This window comes from Bacillus cereus group sp. N31, assembly GCF_016483245.1.
In the GTDB taxonomy this organism is placed as follows: Bacteria; Bacillota; Bacilli; order Bacillales; family Bacillaceae_G; genus Bacillus_A; species Bacillus_A toyonensis.
In genome coordinates, this window is the sequence record NZ_JAEHCH010000007.1 from 152243 (window position 1) to 170333 (window position 18091).

Genomic DNA, 18091 nt, shown 5'->3' on the forward strand with positions numbered 1-18091 from the left:
CATCCATTTTTATGACTAGGTACTAACAGTAGTATATAATCATTAAAAGTAGAATGCAACAAAAACTTTTGCAGACTACTTTTAATCGAGCTTCTCTCCCTGGAACACACCTGTTCCGTCAAGATAAGTACGCAACGAAGCATACTGATCATTATGCCAAAACGCTTCTGAATCAACTAGTATCGCCGCATCTTGTCTCGCTGTTTCTAACGCCCGATAATCATGTACCATATCAGCAACCTTAAATTCTGGTAGACCACTTTGCTTACTTCCAAAGAAATCCCCAGGACCTCGTAACTCTAAATCTTTTTCTGACAATACAAATCCATCATTTGTTTCAGTCATAATACGCATTCTTTCTTTTCCTGTTTCTGATTTCGGGTCTGCAATTAATAAGCAATATGATTGTTCACTACCACGCCCAACACGCCCCCTGAGCTGATGAAGCTGCGATAAACCGAAACGCTCCGCGTCATAAATAACCATAACAGTCGCATTTGGTACATTCACACCTACTTCAACAACTGTTGTCGAAACAAGAATTTGCACTTTATTTTCACTAAACTGTCCCATTATCTCTTCTTTTTCTTGAGATGATAGTCTCCCATGCATTAATCCAACTTGGCACTTACCTTGATAATGATGAGTCAGCATACTATGTAAATCGATAGCATTTTGTACATCAAGTTTCTCAGACTCTTCAATAAGAGGACAAATAACATATGCCTGTCTTCCTTTTTTTATCTCTTTCTCCACAAAGCCGAGAACACGGTCTAACATATCATGTTTTGCCCAATACGTTTCGATTACCTTTCTACCAGCTGGCATTTCATCGATAATAGAAACGTCCATCTCTCCAAATGCCGTAATAGCTAACGTTCGCGGAATTGGGGTTGCCGTCATAAACAATACATCTGGACTTTCACCTTTCTCACGTAAAACCCGGCGCTGCGCTACACCAAATCGATGCTGTTCATCGGTAATAACGAGACCTAACCTATGAAATATAACTTCATCTTGAATTAAAGCGTGCGTCCCAACAAGGATATCTACTTCTCCCTGCTCTAATCTCGCCAAAATTCCCCGACGTCTCGCACCCTTAACAGAACTCGTTAACAGTTCAACCGTCATACCGAAATGAGAAAACGTCTCCGCAAGCGACTGATAATGTTGTTCGGCTAAAATTTCTGTAGGAACCATTAAAGCACCTTGATAATGAGCTAATTTTGCGGCATAGAGACCAATCGCAGCAACAACTGTTTTCCCAGAACCAACGTCACCTTGCAACAGCCTGTTCATCCGATAAGGAGATGTCATATCCTTTAAAATTTCATCTACAACCCGGCGCTGTGCACCAGTTAACGGAAACGGAAGTGCATCGATAAATTCTTGTAATTCTGTTGACGGGATTTCCTTCTTCGTACCTTTTGAATTTTCTCTCTCCATTTTCCTTAGTGTTTGCATTTTTAGCTGAAATAAGAAAAACTCCTCATATACAAAACGGCGACGAGCTTGCTTTAAATCTTCTTGCCCTACCGGAAAATGCAACGCCCTGAGTGCTTCATAACGTGGTAATAATTTATACCGATTTAACAAACCATCTGGTAGCACTTCGACTATAGAATCTCCATACTCCTTTAGCGCTTGTGCAATAAAACGGCGCATCTGTTTTACTGTAAGCTTTCCTTTCACTGAATATACAGGCTCTACTTCTTGTTGACGAACAACCGGTCCAAAATGAAGCTCTGATACAGCAATTGTTTGACGATGTTGATCCCATTTACCAGTAATCGTTACCGTTTCATCCAAATTTAACTTTTGCTTATAGTAAGGTCTATTAAAACATACAGCCGTAATTAAATAACGACCGACGAGAACACGAACTGTAAGACGTGATTTTTTCTTACCATAGTATTGTAGTAACGGAGCACTATGAACTTTCCCTTCAACTGTTACACGCTCATCATGCTTTACTTCAGCAAGATCTTTCATCGCATAATCTTCATAACGGTACGGAAAATGCTCTAATAGATGAGAAACTGTATAAATTCCCATCTCGTGTAGTAATTCAGATGTTTCTCCTCCGATTCCCTTTACATCTGTAACAGGAACTTGTACAACTTCATTCAAGATTCTCACACTCCGTCACATTATTTTCTTTGTTACACTCTATTTGAGTATCAATTAACATCTGCAATCGCTATCTTTCACCTTATATATTCTATCATAGGCATTCTAAGAGAAACTACTCAAATCCCTTATACACAACAAGTAAAAAAGAGCCTCACTATTAGCAGCAAGGCTCTTTTCTTTATTCCATATGCTAGCCTTTTGAATAAAAACTAGTAATAACGTTCACATTACTACTTCTGATCCATTAGCAAGTAAGTGATCCATTTATTTTCAAAACGAATCTTTTTTATTCTACAGAGAAGATGAAAGAATACACCGGTTGATTCCCAGCATGCACTTCTACTTCAGCATCTTCAAATTTCTCTTCTACAAATGCAACTAACTCAGCTACTTCTTCATCAGTTGCATCTTCACCTTGTAGAATCGTTACGATTTCAGACTCTTCATCAATCAATGCTTCTAATAATTGCTTTGCAGCTCCTACTTTTTCAGCATTTGTTGATACGATTTTTCCATCTGCAATGCACATGAAATCGTCTTTTTGAATTGCTACACCGTCAATTTCCGTATCACGAACAGCATACGTAATTTGACCCGTTTTCACATGAGATAAAGCTTCTTTCATGTTTTCTTCATTTTCTTCTAACGTTCCAACTGGATTAAATGCTAACATTGCAGCCATACCTTGAGGAACTGTTTTTGAACGAATAACAATAACTTCTTGATCAACAACTGACGCTGCTTGTTCTGCTGCCATCACGATGTTTCCGTTATTTGGTAAGATGATGATTTTTTCAGCATTCGCCTCTTCAATCGCCTTCACAATATCCTCCGTACTCGGATTCATCGTTTGGCCACCTTCGATTACTTTCGTTGCACCAATGCTCTCAAATAAAGTTTTAATACCAGATCCCATAGCTACAGTTACGATACCATATGGTTGTTTTTCTTTCGATTGAGTTGTTTGCTCAGGAACCATAGTAGGTTCATCTAATAAAGCGGTATGCTGTTCACGCATATTTTCTACTTTAATCTTAATTAAACTACCATAGCGTTGCCCATAATTCATAGGATCTCCAGGATGTTCCGCATGAATATGAACCTTAACAACCTCATCATCTGATACAACAAGTAGTGAATCTCCGTATACACTAATATCTTCACGGAATTTTTGTTCAGAGAAATTATGTTCCTTCATTTTTTCAGGCTCTAATTTCACCATGAATTCCGTGCAATATCCATACTTTATATCTTCTGTACTCAATTGGCTTTGTACACTACGGTGATGTTCTGCGCGTACCATGTCATTCATAGATGGTTGGGCAGACACATCAGAAGAAATTGTTTCTCCTTTTAAGTCAGCTAAAAATCCTTCATATACAACAACAAGACCTTTACCACCGCTATCTACAACGCCAACTTGTTTTAATACAGGTAATAAATCTGGCGTACGATTTAACGATGCATTGGCTTCTTTCACAACGTCTTCCATAAACAAAACAAAGTCGCGCTGTTTTTTCGCAACTGTCACTGCATATTTACCCGTTTCTCTTGCAACCGTTAAAATCGTTCCTTCAATCGGTTTCATAACCGCTTTGTAAGCCGCTTCTACCCCAGCATCTAAAGCTGCAGCAAAATCAACTGTTGTTAATTCTTCTTTTTGTTCAATGGATTTTGAAAAACCACGGAATAACTGAGATAAAATAACGCCAGAGTTACCACGAGCTCCCATTAATAATCCTTTGGCTAAACTTACACCGACTTTACCAGCGTGCTGTGAAGGATTTGCTTTCACTTCACGTGCGCCTGAAGTCATTGATAAGTTCATGTTTGTACCGGTATCGCCATCTGGAACTGGAAATACGTTTAATGCATCAACAAGCTGAACATTATTTGTTAAATTATTCGCTCCTTGCATGATCATTTGTGATAAACGTTTCCCATCAATTTTTTGAATTGACACAGATTTTCCTCCTTAATGCACATTACAAGTTTATTACTTTAACTCCTTGTACGTAGATGTTTACAGAATCTACTGCTAGTCCTACAGTTTGATCTAATGTATATTTCACTTTCGTCTGCACGTTATGTGCTACTTCTGAAATTTTCGTACCATAGCTCACAATAATATACATATCAATATGTACTTCATCTTCATCTTTACGAACAATAACACCTCTAGTGAAGTTTTCTTTTCGTAAAATGTCTGTTAATCCATCTTTTAACTGATTTTTTGATGCCATACCTACGATACCGTAGCAATCTACCGCGGCACCTCCAGCAATTGTTGCAATTACATCTGTACTAATATCAATTTGACCGTACTTCGTTTTAATTTCAATTGACATCTCGTTTCCCCCTTCATAAATGGTGAAAGTGAGCTAGACTACTTTAGTTACTATCATATAATCTTTTCAAAGAAAATTCCATCGTTCTTTCTTTTCACTCTCATATTTTATGTTTTATACTACACTTTTCTATGATGAGCAAAATAGTCCATTGTTATTATACAACATGTACCACTATAATATGTCAAGCAAATTTTCTTGATTTCAACTTTTCTTCACTTACATATAGTGTCAAGTAATTTTTCTTGATTTCTTTTTTCTACAGTGTTGCATTCTCTTTTTAGTTGTGTTAAATTATAGTAGTGTTTTTAGCATCGCAAAAAAGACTAACATTGAAAAATTACGTATGGTAAGGTGTCAAGGGAGGGAAATATAAATGGCTCGTGTTTGTGCTATCACTGGAAGAAAAGCTCGTTCTGGTAACTCTCGTTCTCACGCAATGAACGCTACAAAACGTAAATGGGGCGCTAACCTTCAAAAAGTTCGCGTACGCATCGACGGTAAAGTTCAACGTGTTTACGTTTCTGCTAGAGCATTAAAATCTGGCAAAATCGAACGTGTTTAATAATAAAAAAAAGAGCCGCTAGGCTCTTTTTTTACTATACCAATGGAAAAAGCACCTATTATCGGTGCTTTTTTTAGTCTTTTTTGAAGGTGTTTAACATCGCACGAACAATTCCACCAAGAAATTTAGGTAACTTAATTGTATAAAATCTCATGGTTTCCCTCCTAATCCCCTTTACTCCACTTGCCCACTATATGATGCAAGGAGCAAAATTGTTTCTTCAATCAGTGCTTCTTATCATCATTAATATGCCAGATGCGAATGAAAAAGTACCTTTTTCCTCAATGAGTTCATTACTAATACAAAGTGTCGATCCCCACTCTATCGTTTTATTAGTAAGAGGGTACTTAAATCCTTGTAGTGTAATACCTTCTACACTTTCAGTAACTGGCACAAATGATACATAGGGGAAATTTTTATTTATTCCAATTGTATATGTACCAACTTTTTTCACCATTATTTCATTTTTATTATCCACAATACACATTTCCACTTTTGCTTCTAAACCCTTTAAAAGCATCTGTATATTTGCTAAACCATGATCCAACCGCCCACCAGTTGCACCAAAAATACGAATTAATTTGGGGTTCTGTTCTAAAGCCCAACTAATTGCAATCTCTAAATCCGTTTGATCTTTTTCTCGTGGAACAATATGTAATTCATCTGTTTGCTGTCCCATCCATACTAATTCTTCTTCAGTTACTGAATCGTAATCTCCGAACGCAACAGATGGAGTAATCCCTCTTTTTAGTAAATGGTACACTCCTCTATCAACCGCCGCCCACACTACTTCTTCATTTTCATATCGAGAAAAATCTGCGCAATATTCTGCAGGGCCTCCTGCTAAAATATGAATAATCATTTTTCCTTCCCCTTCTATTGTAAAAAGGCAATCTGCCATTCGGTAGATTGCCTTTTTACATATTTTTCGCTCTATCCTGTCTAAATAGTGAAGTCTTACTAAACCCGAAACTTCACTAGGATAGGGATCTGTTCATTCATTATCCACGAATGATACGGATCGCTTCACCGCGGTCTTTTTGATTGTATACCGCTGATCCAGCTACAAGTACATTCGCTCCTGCTTCAACACAAAGTCTTGCCGTTTCAGCGTTGACACCACCATCAACTTCAATTTCGACTTCTAGATTTCGCTCTTTAACCATTTCTGCAACTTGTTTAATTTTCGGTAATACAGAATGGATAAATTTCTGTCCACCAAATCCAGGATTCACCGTCATAAGTAATACCATATCTATATCTTCTAACACATGCTCAATCACCGAAACTGGCGTATGTGGATTTAATACAACCCCTGCTTTAATGCCATGAGATTTAATTAACTGAATTGTACGATGTAAATGAGGACACGCCTCTACATGAACAGTAATAATATCCGCTCCCGCTTTCGCGAAAGTTGGGATATAGTTATCAGGATTTTCAATCATTAAATGCACATCTAACGGTAATGATGTAATCGGACGGATCGCTTCTACAATTAATGGCCCAATCGTAATATTCGGTACAAAATGCCCGTCCATTACATCGACATGAATGTAATCAGCTCCGCCTTTTTCTACATCTTTAATTTCTTCCCCTAATTTTGAAAAATCTGCTGATAAGATCGATGGTGCAATTTTAATCATAACTAATACCTCGGCTTTCTCTCTCTAATTTCTTCTACGAATTGTTGGTAATTCTTATAACGATATTCTGTAATCTTTCCTTCTTCAACCGCAGCTTTCACCGCACATTTCGGTTCAGAAAGATGTGTACACCCTCTAAATTTACAGTATTGGCTCGCTTCTTTCAACTCAGGAAAACAATATGTAAGATCTTCTACCTCTATATCTATGAAATCAAGTGAACTAAAACCAGGTGTATCCGCAACAAGTCCACTTCCAACTGCAATTAATTCCACGTGTCTTGTCGTATGTTTTCCGCGTCCTAAATGTGAGGAAATATCATTTGTTTTTAGTTCTAAATCCGGACGTAATACGTTAAGCATCGAAGATTTCCCAACACCTGATTGGCCAGCAACGACAGAAACACAACCTTCTAAAAATGGTTTTAAAATAGCAATACTTTCCGATGTATTTATAGAAGTAAATAATACATCATAACCCATTTCACGATAATCATTTGCATAAGCTTCAACGGTTTCTCGCATCTTTTCATCCACTAAATCCATCTTACTAATACAAATAATCGGCTTAATGTTATGATATTCAATCAGCACTAAAAATCGATCTAACAGTCCAGGATTAAAATCTGGTTCTACTGCAGAGAAAACAAGGATTGCTTGATCCACATTAGCAATAGGAGGCCTAACAAGTTCATTTTTTCGATCAAATACTTCAAGCACGTAGCCTTCCGTTGGGTTATCTGCTTGAAAAACGACTTGGTCTCCTACAAGTGGTGTAATTTTATTTTTTCTAAATACACCACGCCCACGACATTGTGTAATCCCTTCTTCATGTTGTACATAATAAAATCCACTTAAAGCTTTTACAATTTTTCCTTCTGGCATATAATTCTCCTTTATTTTGTATAAAGTGAAGCTGTAATTAAAACGAATAGACTAGAGTTCTTTAAACAATTATTTTAAAACCCACCAATATATAACCAGGTTCATATATTTAATCTCTACCATCAATTCGAAATATTTTTTACAACAATATCACTTGTATAGCTTTTTGAATCATATATTTTTGCCTGTTATACAGTCCACCTTGTAGACAGCATAACAGGCAAGGGTAATGCATTCCATTCTCTATAAAAAGAAAATGGAATTCACTATTATTGAGTTGGATATGGTACTTCCTTATCGATAATCGTTACTCCATCCCGTACGATTTTATAGTGACCCTTTGAGCCTTCTTGAATTACAAATTCTAAAGAAATTGTTGCCGACTCTGAAATCGTTCTAGTTTCAATTGGTCTATCCATCTTTTGTTGCATATCTTCTTTATAAATTTCTATTGTTTGCGGTTTTTTCTCACCTATTATAGAAGACTCATATGGGATAGAAATGTTATCCACCTTCACTGTTTTTGTTACTTTCGGCTTAGGGCCATTCGAGATGATAAGTGTCACTTTATCTCCTTCTTTTAACGGAGTTCCTGGTTTTGGCGATTGCGAAATTACAAGACCTTTATCAACCGTATCTGAATACTCTCGTTTTATATCTGGAGTTAATTTTCTCTCATTCAAATCACCAGTTGCACTATTTTCAGTCCATCTTGAAAAATCACCTGGTCTATTTTGATAAGGACCTTTACTTATCCAAACTTTCAGTTCTTGCTCCGCCTCTACAACCATTTGATCAGGTGTCGGTATTTGTTCTACAATTTCACCTTTTGGTTTATCATTTTCAATATAATTTTCAGTAACCTGTTTATATCTTTCTTCTAACTCGGGTTTTACACTCTCAAAGTTTTGACCTGTAAAATCCTTCATCTTACTTTTCTTTTTTCCACCTGATTGATAGATAGTAATTTTAGAACTTTCCTTCACTACTCTTCCTGCTACAGGATCAGTTTTTATTACATCTCCAGCTTCCACATCATCTGTATATACAATATTAGGTTCTGTCACTTCAAAACCTTTTTCTACCAATTTATTTACAGCTGTCGTATATTTCATACCAGCCACATCAGGAACTTTTACATCTTTCGGAATAAAGAATCCCGGAATAACAGTAAGAGCTAATGTTATTCCAATTGCTAAAAGTAAAAATGTCGTAATTAAAACCTTAATCCATTTATTACTTCGTTTTTTCTTCTTATCTAATTCAGTATGTTCTTTTCTTTTTGGTTCATCCACTTTACTTCCACTTAAAACAATCGTTTCATCAGTTACATTTTCAAATAATTGTTCTTGTTGGATAATTGGAATCGCTTTCGTCGCTTCCATATCTTCTGGTATGTAAAATGGCTGTTCATTAATTCGTTCTGGATATAGAGCCGTTTCAATATCTCGTTTCATCGCATTAGCAGATTGGTATCGATGGAACGGATCTTTAGCAGTTGCCTTTAATATAATATTCTCAACACTTTGCGGAATATTTTCATTCCATCTTCTTGGAGACGGTATTTCACTTTGTAAATGTTTTAAAGCTATTGCAACAGCAGATTCACCAGAAAACGGTTGTCTTCCTGTTAACAATTCGAACATAACAATACCAAGCGAATAAATATCTGATTGTTTATTTGCTATCCCGCCGCGCGCTTGTTCTGGTGATAAATAATGCACCGAACCAAGTACTGAATTTGTATGTGTAATAGTTGTTGCACTTGTAGCTGTCGCAATTCCAAAATCTGTTACTTTTACTACTCCATCAGCTCGAATTAAAATATTGTGCGGTTTTATATCACGATGCACAATTTCAAAATGATGAGCGTGTGCCATGGCGGATGTTAATTGCTCCATAATATCAAGAGCTTCCCCTATAGGTAACATCCCTTGCTCAATTATGTATTGCTTTAATGTTTGTCCAGGTACATACTCCATTACAAGATAATATATACCATCTTCTTCTCCAACATCATACATATTCACAATATTTGGATGCGACAACGTTGTAACAGATTGCGCTTCTCGATGGAAACGTTTAATAAACTCTTCGTTATTGGAATAGTCGAGTCTTAATATTTTCACCGCTACATCTCGGCCGAGTATGTCATCATGAGCTAAATATACATTGGCCATCCCTCCACCGCCAATCATTTTTAGCAGCTTATAACGGTCATTTAAGCGTTTTCCAATCAGCACGTTGCACTTCACCTACTTTCGTTTGTCGAATCCGCATAATCAATAAGAACAAGAGTAATATTATCCTCTCCACCACGATCATTCGCCAATTGAATGAGACTTTGCACCTTAGCTTCGAGCTGTTCATTTAACTGTAAAATTTGTTGCATATCAGTCATAGGGACTTTATTAGACAATCCATCAGAGCAAAGAAGCAATTGATCATCTTCTTCAAGTACCAATGTTTTAACATCTAATCCGACTTTTTCTTCTGTTCCTAGCGCTCTTAACAAAACATTTTTTTTCGGGTGGTATTCTGCATCTTCCTTTGAAATTTCACCATGTCTCACAAGTTCATTTACAAGTGAATGATCTTCCGTTACGAGCGACATTACTCCCTCTGATACCATATAACAACGACTATCTCCTATATGACCTATTGTTACAAAATTAGGCGTACAAATTGCTATGATAATCGTTGTTCCCATACCATCACACTCTACGTGTTGTTTAGAATATTCAAAAATGCGTTCATTAATAATTCCAACACTAGTATGTAACCACTCTTCTACTTTTTTAGGCTCATTCATATTATGCGTTTGCTTCCAATAATCATGGAATAATTGAATGGCCATCGAACTAGCTACATCGCCAGCTCGATGACCTCCCATTCCATCTGCTACTACCGCTAAAATATTTCCATCTAAATTGTGAAAAACTCCTGCACTATCTTCATTATGTTGACGAACTTTCCCTTTATCCGATAGAAACACGGCTTTCATCTCGTCACCTCGTCTCTTCTTTGCGCTCCTTCGCACGCAACTGACCGCAGGCAGCATCAATATCGTGACCTTGTTCACGGCGAATTGTTACATTCACTCCACGATCTTTAAGCGTTTTTTCAAATAAGAAAATTTGCTCACGTGGTGTTCGTACGTAATCACGTTCTGGTACGTAGTTAACCGGAATTAAGTTCACATGACACTTTACACCTTTTAAGAGCGCAGCAAGTTCTTCAGCGTGCTCAACTTGGTCATTTTCTCCTCCAAATAGTCCATATTCAAATGTAATACGACGCCCTGTTCTATTTACATAGTATTTAATAGCTTCCATTAAATCAGGTAGCTTATAAGCACGGTTAATCGGCATTAATTTTGAACGTAATTCTGAATTTGGAGCATGCAATGAAATCGCAAAATTAATTTGTAACTCTTCTTCAGCAAACTTGTAAATTTTCGGAATAATACCACTCGTCGAAACTGTCATATGTCTTGCACCAATATGAAGTCCTTTTTCATGGTTAGTGATGCGTAAAAATCCCATTAAATTATCATAGTTATCAAATGGTTCTCCAATTCCCATAACAACAAGAGAACTTACACGTTCTTCCGTTTCATCAAGCGCGCGTTGCACTTCTACTACTTGCGCTACAATTTCTCCAGCTTCTAGGTTTCGTTTTAACCCGCCAAGTGTAGAAGCACAGAACGTACAGCCAATACGACAACCAACTTGTGTTGTTACACAAATAGAATTTCCGTATTCATGTCGCATTAATACCGTTTCAATAGAATATCCATCATATAACTGGAATAAGAATTTAATCGTTCCATCCGAAGACGTTTGTTTTACTAACGTGTTTAAAGTAGTAATATCAAAGGAATTCGACAATTTATCACGCAATCCTTTAGAAAGGTTTGACATATCCTCATAATTTTTTACACGTTTTTTATATAGCCAGTCAAAAATTTGTCCAGCACGGAACTTCGGTTCTCCTTGTTCCTTTAACCAATCTTGCATTTCATGAAGTTGTAAAGAGTAAATTGATGGTTTTTTCGTTTCTACATTTTTCTTTTGTTTTTTTACAGTCGTTTCCATGATGCTACACCTTCTTCCTTAAACAAGCAATATAAAAGCCATCCGTTGCAAAATAATGCGGTAAAATTTGTACTTGACCTTCATTAATATACGGACTTAATTTTTCTGGCATACGTTCTTTTATCGTAGTATCCCATTCAAATTCAGGATGTTCTTTTAAAAATTTATCTATTACTTGTTCATTTTCTATTTTCTCAATTGTGCACGTACTATAAACAAGACGACCGCCTTGTTTTAATAATGGTGCTATCTTTTCTAATATCGCAAGTTGAATCGTCGATAATCTTTCACTATCGCCTTTATCTTTTCCTAACTTAATATCAGGTTTACGTCTAATTACCCCAAATCCAGAACATGGTGCATCTACTAATATTTTATCAAAAGTTTCATTTGCAAAGTGCTCTTGCACTTTTCTAGCATCTAACGCTTTTGTTTCTATATTTTCTAGACCAAGTCGCTCTGCTTGTTGTTTAATTAAACGCACTTTATGCGCGTGTAAATCAAGAGACATTACTTTACCAGTTCCCTTTAAACGCTCAGCTATATGCGTAGTTTTACCACCAGGAGCAGCACAACTATCAAGAACTGTCTCTCCCTCATTCGGGTCTAAAGCACGTGCAACAAGCATAGAGCTTTCATCTTGAATAGAAAGGAACCCTTTTTTAAACGCTTCTGTATGCGCTACATTCCCTCTTTCAATTTGAATTGCATCATCTGACAAATCGCCAGACTTTGCTTCTATTCCTTCACTTGCCAACAACTCAATTGCTTCTTCTACCGTTACTTTATCAACGTTCACACGTGCTGTAGGTACTGGTGGTAACATGTTTACTTCACACATTTTCTCTGCTGTCTCTAAACCATATTCAGATGCCCAATCTTGTACTAACCAAACTGGGTGACTCGTTGCAATTGCAAGACGTTCCACTGGATCTTTGATTTCATCTAATGAAGGTACACCTTCTCGCTGAATTGAACGCAATACTCCGTTCACCATGCCTGAAATCCCTTTATGCCCACGACGCTTTGCTATTTCAACCGCTTCATGAATAGCCGCTCTTTCTGGCACTCGGTCCAAATATATCATTTGATATAAAGATAAGCGAAGCAACACTCTTACCCACGCCTCAACCTTCTTTTTTAAAAAGAGCTGTAAATAATAATCTAATGTGTCACGACGTTGAATCGTTCCATATACAATTTCAGTTAATAAACCAATATCTTTTCTATCCATTGCATTTTTTTCAATTAGATTATTTAAAAGTAAGTTACTATATGCACCACTTTTTTCTACTTGAATTAAACCATCAAGAGCTAATTCACGAACATTTTGTCTCATGCATTTTCTCCTAACTTCGTGCCAATTTCAGGTTTTGTCCCACGTAAAAATTGTGAACAACTCATACGCTTTTTACCCGACGGTTGCAATTCAGTAATTTTAACACCTGTTTCATTCCCTGTTGCAACAACAAATCCATCTTCTTCAAGACCAACTATTGTACCTGGTTCAGCTTTCGCTTCTAGAGAAACTTTCTCTCCCCACCATACTTTAACGACTTGTTCTGCTAAAGTCGTATATGCAACTGGCCATGGGTTCAATCCGCGAATGTGATTGTATACTTCTTCACCTGTTTTTGTCCAATCAATTTTCTCTTGCTCACGTTTTATATTATATGCGAATGTCACTTCATCTTCATTTTGTTTAATCGGTTCTAACTTACCTTGAATTAATAAAGGTACTGTTTTAGATAGAAGATGTGCACCGGCTTCACTTAACTTATCAAATAACGAGCCCGTCGTTTCACGCTCTTCAATTTCCACTTCTACTTGCGTTAAAATATCACCAGCGTCTAATTTTTCTACCATATACATAATTGTAATTCCTGTTTTTTCTTTACCTTCCATAATTGCATAATGAATCGGTGCACCACCGCGTAGTTCTGGAAGTAAAGAGGCATGGACATTAATACATCCGTACTTTGGCGCTTCTAAAATTTCGTTTGGTACAATCTGACCGAACGCAGCTGTTACAATTAAATCCGCCTCTAATGCTAATACTTTTTCATATTCGTCTTTTTCACGAATTTTCAGTGGTTGTAACACCGGAATACCATGTTTCTCCGCTTCAACTTTAACAGGTGTAGGTGTTAATACTTTTTTTCTACCTACCGGACGATCTGGTTGCGTCACAACACCTACTACATCATAGCCATCTTCGATAAGACGACGAAGCACCGGCACTGAAAAGTCCGGTGTTCCCATAAATACTACTTTAATCATTTAAAAACCGCTCCTTTTAACACCTATTCTAATTCGTTTTCTTCATAATATCTTGTCACTTTCGATGTAAATAGAACACCGTGTAAATGATCGATTTCATGTTGAATTGCACGCGCTAAAAATCCTTCCGCTTCTAATAAAAACACTTTACCTCGGCGATTCTGTGCTCTTACTTTAATATAATCTGCACGTTCCACTTCACCATAAAGTCCCGGGAAGCTTAAACAGCCTTCGGGACCTACTTGTTCACCACGTTTTTCTAATATTGATGGATTGATTAACTCGATTTTTCCAGTATCATCATCGACATCAACAACTGCTACTTGCAAGCTTACCCCTACTTGAGGTGCAGCTAAACCGACTCCGTCCGCCATTAACATTGTTTCATGCATATCTTTCAACAATTTCACTAACTTTTTATCAAAGTTAATTACTCTTTCACATGGTGTTTCTAACACTTCATTTGGATGCTTTACTATTTCTAAAACTGCCATATTTCCCTCCGCTACATTAACATTGTTGGATTAAAATCAATTGAGATTTGTAGCTCTTTTTGCATTTCTGCTTGATAATGTTCATTTACCATTTTGAGCACGTTCTTTAAGTTTGGTTCCCGTTTGTATTTTATCATGCATTGGTAACGATATCTATCTTTTATCCTTGGAATTGCTGAAGCAACTGGCCCTAACACCATCGTTTGCTGCGAACAATGCATTCGTAAATGACCGACAATTTTTTCCGTCACTTGCACTGCCTTTAATAATTCTGGATGAGATACCGTTACAAGTACAACATAGTAATAAGGTGGATATTGTCTTGTTCGTCTCATTTGCATTTCTTGGTCAAAAAACACATCATATTGCTGGTTCTTTGCTAACTCTATACTATAATGTTCTGGCGTATACGTTTGAATTACAACTTCCCCTGGCAATTCATGTCTACCTGCCCGTCCACTTACTTGCGTCAATAATTGATATGTTTTTTCACTCGCCCGAAAATCAGGTAAGTGAAGCATCGTATCTGCAGTTAAAACACCAACGAGCGTTACTTTCGGAAAATCAAGTCCTTTGGCGATCATTTGTGTCCCAAGTAATATATCTGCTTTCTCTTCACCAAATGCCTTTAATAACTTCTCATGCATTCCTTTGCGACTTGTCGTATCTACGTCCATTCGAATGACTCGCGCTTCTGGAAATAGTTTTGTAATTTCTTCTTCTACTTTTTGTGTGCCTGTACCAAAGAAACGAATATATGTACTTTGACAAGCTGGACACGCAGTTGGCATATTCTCCTCATAACTGCAATAATGACATTTTAAACGATGGTTCATTTTATGATACGTCAGCGAAATATCACAATGTGGACATTGTACAACATACCCGCAATCACGACACATCACAAATGTTGAATGACCTCTCCTATTTAAAAAGAGAACCATTTGTTCTTTCTTTTCTAGTCGATCTGCTATTTTTTCATGCAACGCCTTCGAAAACATCGATCGATTCCCGTCGCGAAGTTCTTCACGCATGTCAACAATTTCTACTGTTGGTAAAGCTTGTTCGTTCATACGTTTTTCCATCGTTAATAATTCATAAACACCTTTTGTCGCTCTTGCAAATGATTCAAGTGTAGGCGTTGCACTTCCAAGAACGATTGGACATTTATGATATTGCCCTCTCCACACCGCTACATCTCTTGCATGATACTTCGGGTTATCTTCTTGCTTATAACTCGATTCATGCTCTTCATCAATAATAATAATCCCTAAATTTTCAAAAGGAGCAAAAATAGCTGAACGGGCACCAACTACCACTTTCACTTCTTTTCTTAAAATCTTACGCCATTCATCATATTTTTCACCAACAGACAGTGCACTATGAAGAACCGCTACTTCCGAGCCAAATCTACCTTTAAAACGATCTACCATTTGAGGCGTTAGCGCAATTTCAGGAACGAGTACAATAGCTTCTTTTTCCTTCTTCAGCACCGCTGCTATAGATTGTAAATATACTTCTGTCTTTCCGCTTCCTGTAACACCATATAGTAAAAATGGATTGTAAGTTTCATTTGTAATTGATGATAAAATAGGTGTAATAACTTGCTTTTGTTCCTCTGTAAGTGGAAATGGTTTCGTTTGTTCAAAATCATCATCGTCATACGGATTCCGGTATACTTCCACATATTTTTCTGAGATTAGCCCCTTTTTAACAAGTGATTTTATTGGAGCATCTGTTATTTGTAGCTCTTCTGTTAACAATTTCAACGGTACACTTTTATAATTTTCCACAAAATAATAGAGTACATCTTGTTGTTTTTTACTTTTCAATTCAAATGCAGCTAATTCTAATTTATCTTCCGGCAACTCTGGCTGAACGACTCTTTGTTTCTTCTTCTGCACTTTATCTTTCACTTGATATACGACTTCCATCGTACCATTTTTAATTTCTTGTTGAATAGCGCGGTATAAATGTGGCTGCGCCTCAATAACTTCCCAATCGATTGCTTCCTTATCCTGAAATAAATACAGTATTGCAGGTGCTACTTCTTCTTGTTTACGAAGTTGTAGACGCTTTTTATACGTTGCTTTTATCGCTGTCGGAAGCATGACTTGAAATGCTGAAATCATATAACATAACGTTTCACTTGTAAGCCAATATCCAAGCTTTAATAATTCATCATTTAAAACCGGTGTTACATCTAATATTTCATGGATTGTCTTTAATTTCTTACTTTCCACGTCAACCGAATCTTTAATCTCAATAATAAAACCTTGCAATTTTCTTGGACCAAATGGAACTACTACACGCATTCCTGTCTGTACAATATCTTCCCATTTTCTAGGGATAATGTAATCAAACGGTCTATCTGTCTGACGGGCAGGTACATCAACAATTACACTTGCAAATTTCATAAACGATCATCTTCTAACATCATTTCAATTTGCTTTAATATTTCGCGAGCTACCTCTTTCTTCGTTAAAAGTGGCAACTCAATAACTTTTCCATCTTTTCTATACATTGTTACAATGTTCGTATCTGTGCCAAATCCAGCTCCTTGCGCTTTTACATCATTCGCAACAATCATATTCGCATTTTTCTCACGTAACTTTTTCGTTGCGTATTCCTCTACGTTTGTCGTTTCAGCAGCAAAACCGATAAGTAACTGTTTACCCTTCTTCTCACCTAGCGTTTTTAAAATATCTACCGTTCTCTCTAATTCAATTACAGCATCACCATTCTGCTTTTTCATTTTATTATCATGAACATATTTCGGGCGATAATCTGCAACAGCTGCTGTTTTGATGACAACATCTACATTTTGATAATGTTGAAGGACTGCTTCTAACATATCCTGCGCTGAATCCACTTGTATCGTTGTTACATGTAGTGGCGGATTTAATGCCGTCGGCCCCGAAACAAGTATGACATCAGCCCCTAAGTTCGCTGCTACTTCTGCAATCGCATACCCCATTTTTCCAGAAGAAAAATTCGTCATAAAACGAACTGGATCAATCTTTTCACGCGTCGGGCCAGCAGTTATTAACATTTTCTTACCTTGTAGTGGTTTTTGTTCCGTGAATGCTTCTTCTAACCACGCAATAATTGTTTCAGGTTCCTCTAGTCTTCCCTTCGCTACATAACCACACGCTAAAAAGCCTTCCCCTGGCTCAATAAATGTATATCCTAACGTTTTTAACGTCATCATATTTTTTTGAACAATTTTATTTTCGTACATATGCACATTCATAGCAGGTGCAATCCATACTGGAGCTGTAGTAGCTAACAAAGTAGTTGTAATCATATCATCCGCAATACCACCAGCTAACTTCCCGATACAATTGGCTGTAGCAGGTGCAACAAGTACTACATCTGCCCAATCTGCTAAATCGATATGAGCAATAACAGCTGAGTCTTTCTCATCGAATGTATCTGTATATACATCATGACGAGAAAGTGCTTGGAATGTAAGAGGCGTAACAAATTTTATTGCCGACTCACTCATGATCACCTTTACAATAGCACCAGCTTGTGTCAATTTACTAGTTAACGCAGCCGCTTTAAAGACCGCAATGCCTCCTGTTACACATAGGAGTATCTTTTTCCCTTTTAGCATATGGCTCGTCCTCTTTCTTTTTCAA

At 37.0% G+C, this 18091-nt stretch carries 16 protein-coding genes; 1 reads left to right on the forward strand and 15 read right to left on the reverse strand.

The features are described 5' to 3' along the window. Positions 1-81 precede the first annotated feature (81 nt). The 3 genes from recG to JDS81_RS12180 all read right to left on the reverse strand — a co-directional run bounded on the left by recG (position 82) and on the right by JDS81_RS12180 (position 4481). Positions 82-2130, reverse strand: a complete 2049-nt coding sequence (gene recG / locus JDS81_RS12170) for an ATP-dependent DNA helicase RecG (RefSeq protein ID WP_097954017.1) — start codon at positions 2128-2130, stop codon at positions 82-84. A gap of 289 nt (positions 2131-2419) precedes the next feature. Continuing rightward, complete coding sequence (locus JDS81_RS12175; RefSeq protein WP_000027119.1) at positions 2420-4096, reverse strand: DAK2 domain-containing protein; 1677 nt, start codon at positions 4094-4096, stop codon at positions 2420-2422. 22 nt (positions 4097-4118) lie between these two features. Then, the gene (locus JDS81_RS12180) at positions 4119-4481 is read right to left on the reverse strand and encodes an Asp23/Gls24 family envelope stress response protein (RefSeq protein ID WP_000021109.1); all 363 of its coding nucleotides are present in this window, start codon (positions 4479-4481) and stop codon (positions 4119-4121) included. A gap of 376 nt (positions 4482-4857) precedes the next feature. Between JDS81_RS12180 and rpmB the strand changes: the two genes are divergently transcribed. Further along, a complete protein-coding gene (gene rpmB, locus JDS81_RS12185; RefSeq protein WP_000124776.1) occupies positions 4858-5046 on the forward strand; it encodes a 50S ribosomal protein L28 in 189 nt (62 codons plus the stop codon). 73 nt (positions 5047-5119) lie between these two features. On the opposite strand, the gene spoVM is transcribed toward rpmB, so the two are convergent. From spoVM to coaBC, 12 genes are all read right to left on the reverse strand, one after another. After that, positions 5120-5200 carry a stage V sporulation protein SpoVM gene (spoVM, locus tag JDS81_RS12190; protein WP_001213599.1) on the reverse strand — a complete coding sequence of 27 codons (81 nt, stop codon included), beginning with the start codon at positions 5198-5200 and terminating at the stop codon, positions 5120-5122. Positions 5201-5266: 66 nt separating this feature from the next. Then, the gene (locus JDS81_RS12195; protein ID WP_016109024.1) at positions 5267-5947 is read right to left on the reverse strand and encodes a thiamine diphosphokinase; all 681 of its coding nucleotides are present in this window, start codon (positions 5945-5947) and stop codon (positions 5267-5269) included. Positions 5948-6047: 100 nt separating this feature from the next. Continuing rightward, the gene (gene rpe, locus JDS81_RS12200) at positions 6048-6692 is read right to left on the reverse strand and encodes a ribulose-phosphate 3-epimerase (RefSeq protein ID WP_000589965.1); all 645 of its coding nucleotides are present in this window, start codon (positions 6690-6692) and stop codon (positions 6048-6050) included. A 2-nt stretch (positions 6693-6694) separates the two neighbouring features. Continuing rightward, positions 6695-7576 (reverse strand): ribosome small subunit-dependent GTPase A, encoded by an 882-nt coding sequence (gene rsgA, locus JDS81_RS12205; protein WP_001113944.1) that lies wholly within the window; start codon positions 7574-7576, stop codon positions 6695-6697. Between the two features lie 269 nt (positions 7577-7845). Then, positions 7846-9819 carry a serine/threonine protein kinase PrkC gene (gene prkC, locus JDS81_RS12210; RefSeq protein ID WP_000904738.1) on the reverse strand — a complete coding sequence of 658 codons (1974 nt, stop codon included), beginning with the start codon at positions 9817-9819 and terminating at the stop codon, positions 7846-7848. An 8-nt stretch (positions 9820-9827) separates the two neighbouring features. Further along, positions 9828-10580: a Stp1/IreP family PP2C-type Ser/Thr phosphatase gene (locus JDS81_RS12215; RefSeq protein ID WP_000648690.1), complete on the reverse strand. Its 753-nt coding sequence runs from the start codon at positions 10578-10580 to the stop codon at positions 9828-9830. Between the two features lie 4 nt (positions 10581-10584). After that, positions 10585-11673, reverse strand: a complete 1089-nt coding sequence (gene rlmN, locus JDS81_RS12220) for a dual-specificity RNA methyltransferase RlmN (protein ID WP_000450536.1) — start codon at positions 11671-11673, stop codon at positions 10585-10587. 4 nt (positions 11674-11677) lie between these two features. Then, the gene (gene rsmB, locus JDS81_RS12225) at positions 11678-13012 is read right to left on the reverse strand and encodes a 16S rRNA (cytosine(967)-C(5))-methyltransferase RsmB (RefSeq protein WP_097954018.1); all 1335 of its coding nucleotides are present in this window, start codon (positions 13010-13012) and stop codon (positions 11678-11680) included. Next, complete coding sequence (gene fmt / locus JDS81_RS12230) at positions 13009-13953, reverse strand: methionyl-tRNA formyltransferase (protein WP_000598798.1); 945 nt, start codon at positions 13951-13953, stop codon at positions 13009-13011. Before fmt ends, rsmB begins: the two co-directional genes overlap by 4 nt. A 23-nt stretch (positions 13954-13976) precedes the next feature. Next, positions 13977-14447, reverse strand: a complete 471-nt coding sequence (def, locus tag JDS81_RS12235; RefSeq protein ID WP_000279472.1) for a peptide deformylase — start codon at positions 14445-14447, stop codon at positions 13977-13979. Positions 14448-14458: 11 nt separating this feature from the next. After that, positions 14459-16864, reverse strand: a complete 2406-nt coding sequence (priA, locus tag JDS81_RS12240; RefSeq protein ID WP_097954019.1) for a primosomal protein N' — start codon at positions 16862-16864, stop codon at positions 14459-14461. Continuing rightward, positions 16861-18066 (reverse strand): bifunctional phosphopantothenoylcysteine decarboxylase/phosphopantothenate--cysteine ligase CoaBC, encoded by a 1206-nt coding sequence (coaBC, locus tag JDS81_RS12245; protein WP_097954020.1) that lies wholly within the window; start codon positions 18064-18066, stop codon positions 16861-16863. Before coaBC ends, priA begins: the two co-directional genes overlap by 4 nt. Positions 18067-18091 lie beyond the last annotated feature (25 nt).

Excerpts from the sequence above, each read along its gene's own strand:
- rpe (WP_000589965.1), bottom strand. The coding sequence starts at position 6,692 with ATGATTAAAATTGCACCATCGATCTTATCAGCAGATTTTTCAAAATTA.
- rpmB (WP_000124776.1), top strand. The coding sequence starts at position 4,858 with ATGGCTCGTGTTTGTGCTATCACTGGAAGAAAAGCTCGTTCTGGTAAC.
- spoVM (WP_001213599.1), bottom strand. The coding sequence starts at position 5,200 with ATGAGATTTTATACAATTAAGTTACCTAAATTTCTTGGTGGAATTGTT.
- JDS81_RS12180 (WP_000021109.1), bottom strand. The coding sequence starts at position 4,481 with ATGTCAATTGAAATTAAAACGAAGTACGGTCAAATTGATATTAGTACA.
- rsmB (WP_097954018.1), bottom strand. The coding sequence starts at position 13,012 with ATGAGACAAAATGTTCGTGAATTAGCTCTTGATGGTTTAATTCAAGTA.
- fmt (WP_000598798.1), bottom strand. The coding sequence starts at position 13,953 with ATGATTAAAGTAGTATTTATGGGAACACCGGACTTTTCAGTGCCGGTG.
- rsgA (WP_001113944.1), bottom strand. The coding sequence starts at position 7,576 with ATGCCAGAAGGAAAAATTGTAAAAGCTTTAAGTGGATTTTATTATGTA.
- rlmN (WP_000450536.1), bottom strand. The coding sequence starts at position 11,673 with ATGGAAACGACTGTAAAAAAACAAAAGAAAAATGTAGAAACGAAAAAA.
- coaBC (WP_097954020.1), bottom strand. The coding sequence starts at position 18,066 with ATGCTAAAAGGGAAAAAGATACTCCTATGTGTAACAGGAGGCATTGCG.
- def (WP_000279472.1), bottom strand. The coding sequence starts at position 14,447 with ATGGCAGTTTTAGAAATAGTAAAGCATCCAAATGAAGTGTTAGAAACA.
- JDS81_RS12195 (WP_016109024.1), bottom strand. The coding sequence starts at position 5,947 with ATGGCAGATTGCCTTTTTACAATAGAAGGGGAAGGAAAAATGATTATT.
- JDS81_RS12215 (WP_000648690.1), bottom strand. The coding sequence starts at position 10,580 with ATGAAAGCCGTGTTTCTATCGGATAAAGGGAAAGTTCGTCAACATAAT.
- priA (WP_097954019.1), bottom strand. The coding sequence starts at position 16,864 with ATGAAATTTGCAAGTGTAATTGTTGATGTACCTGCCCGTCAGACAGAT.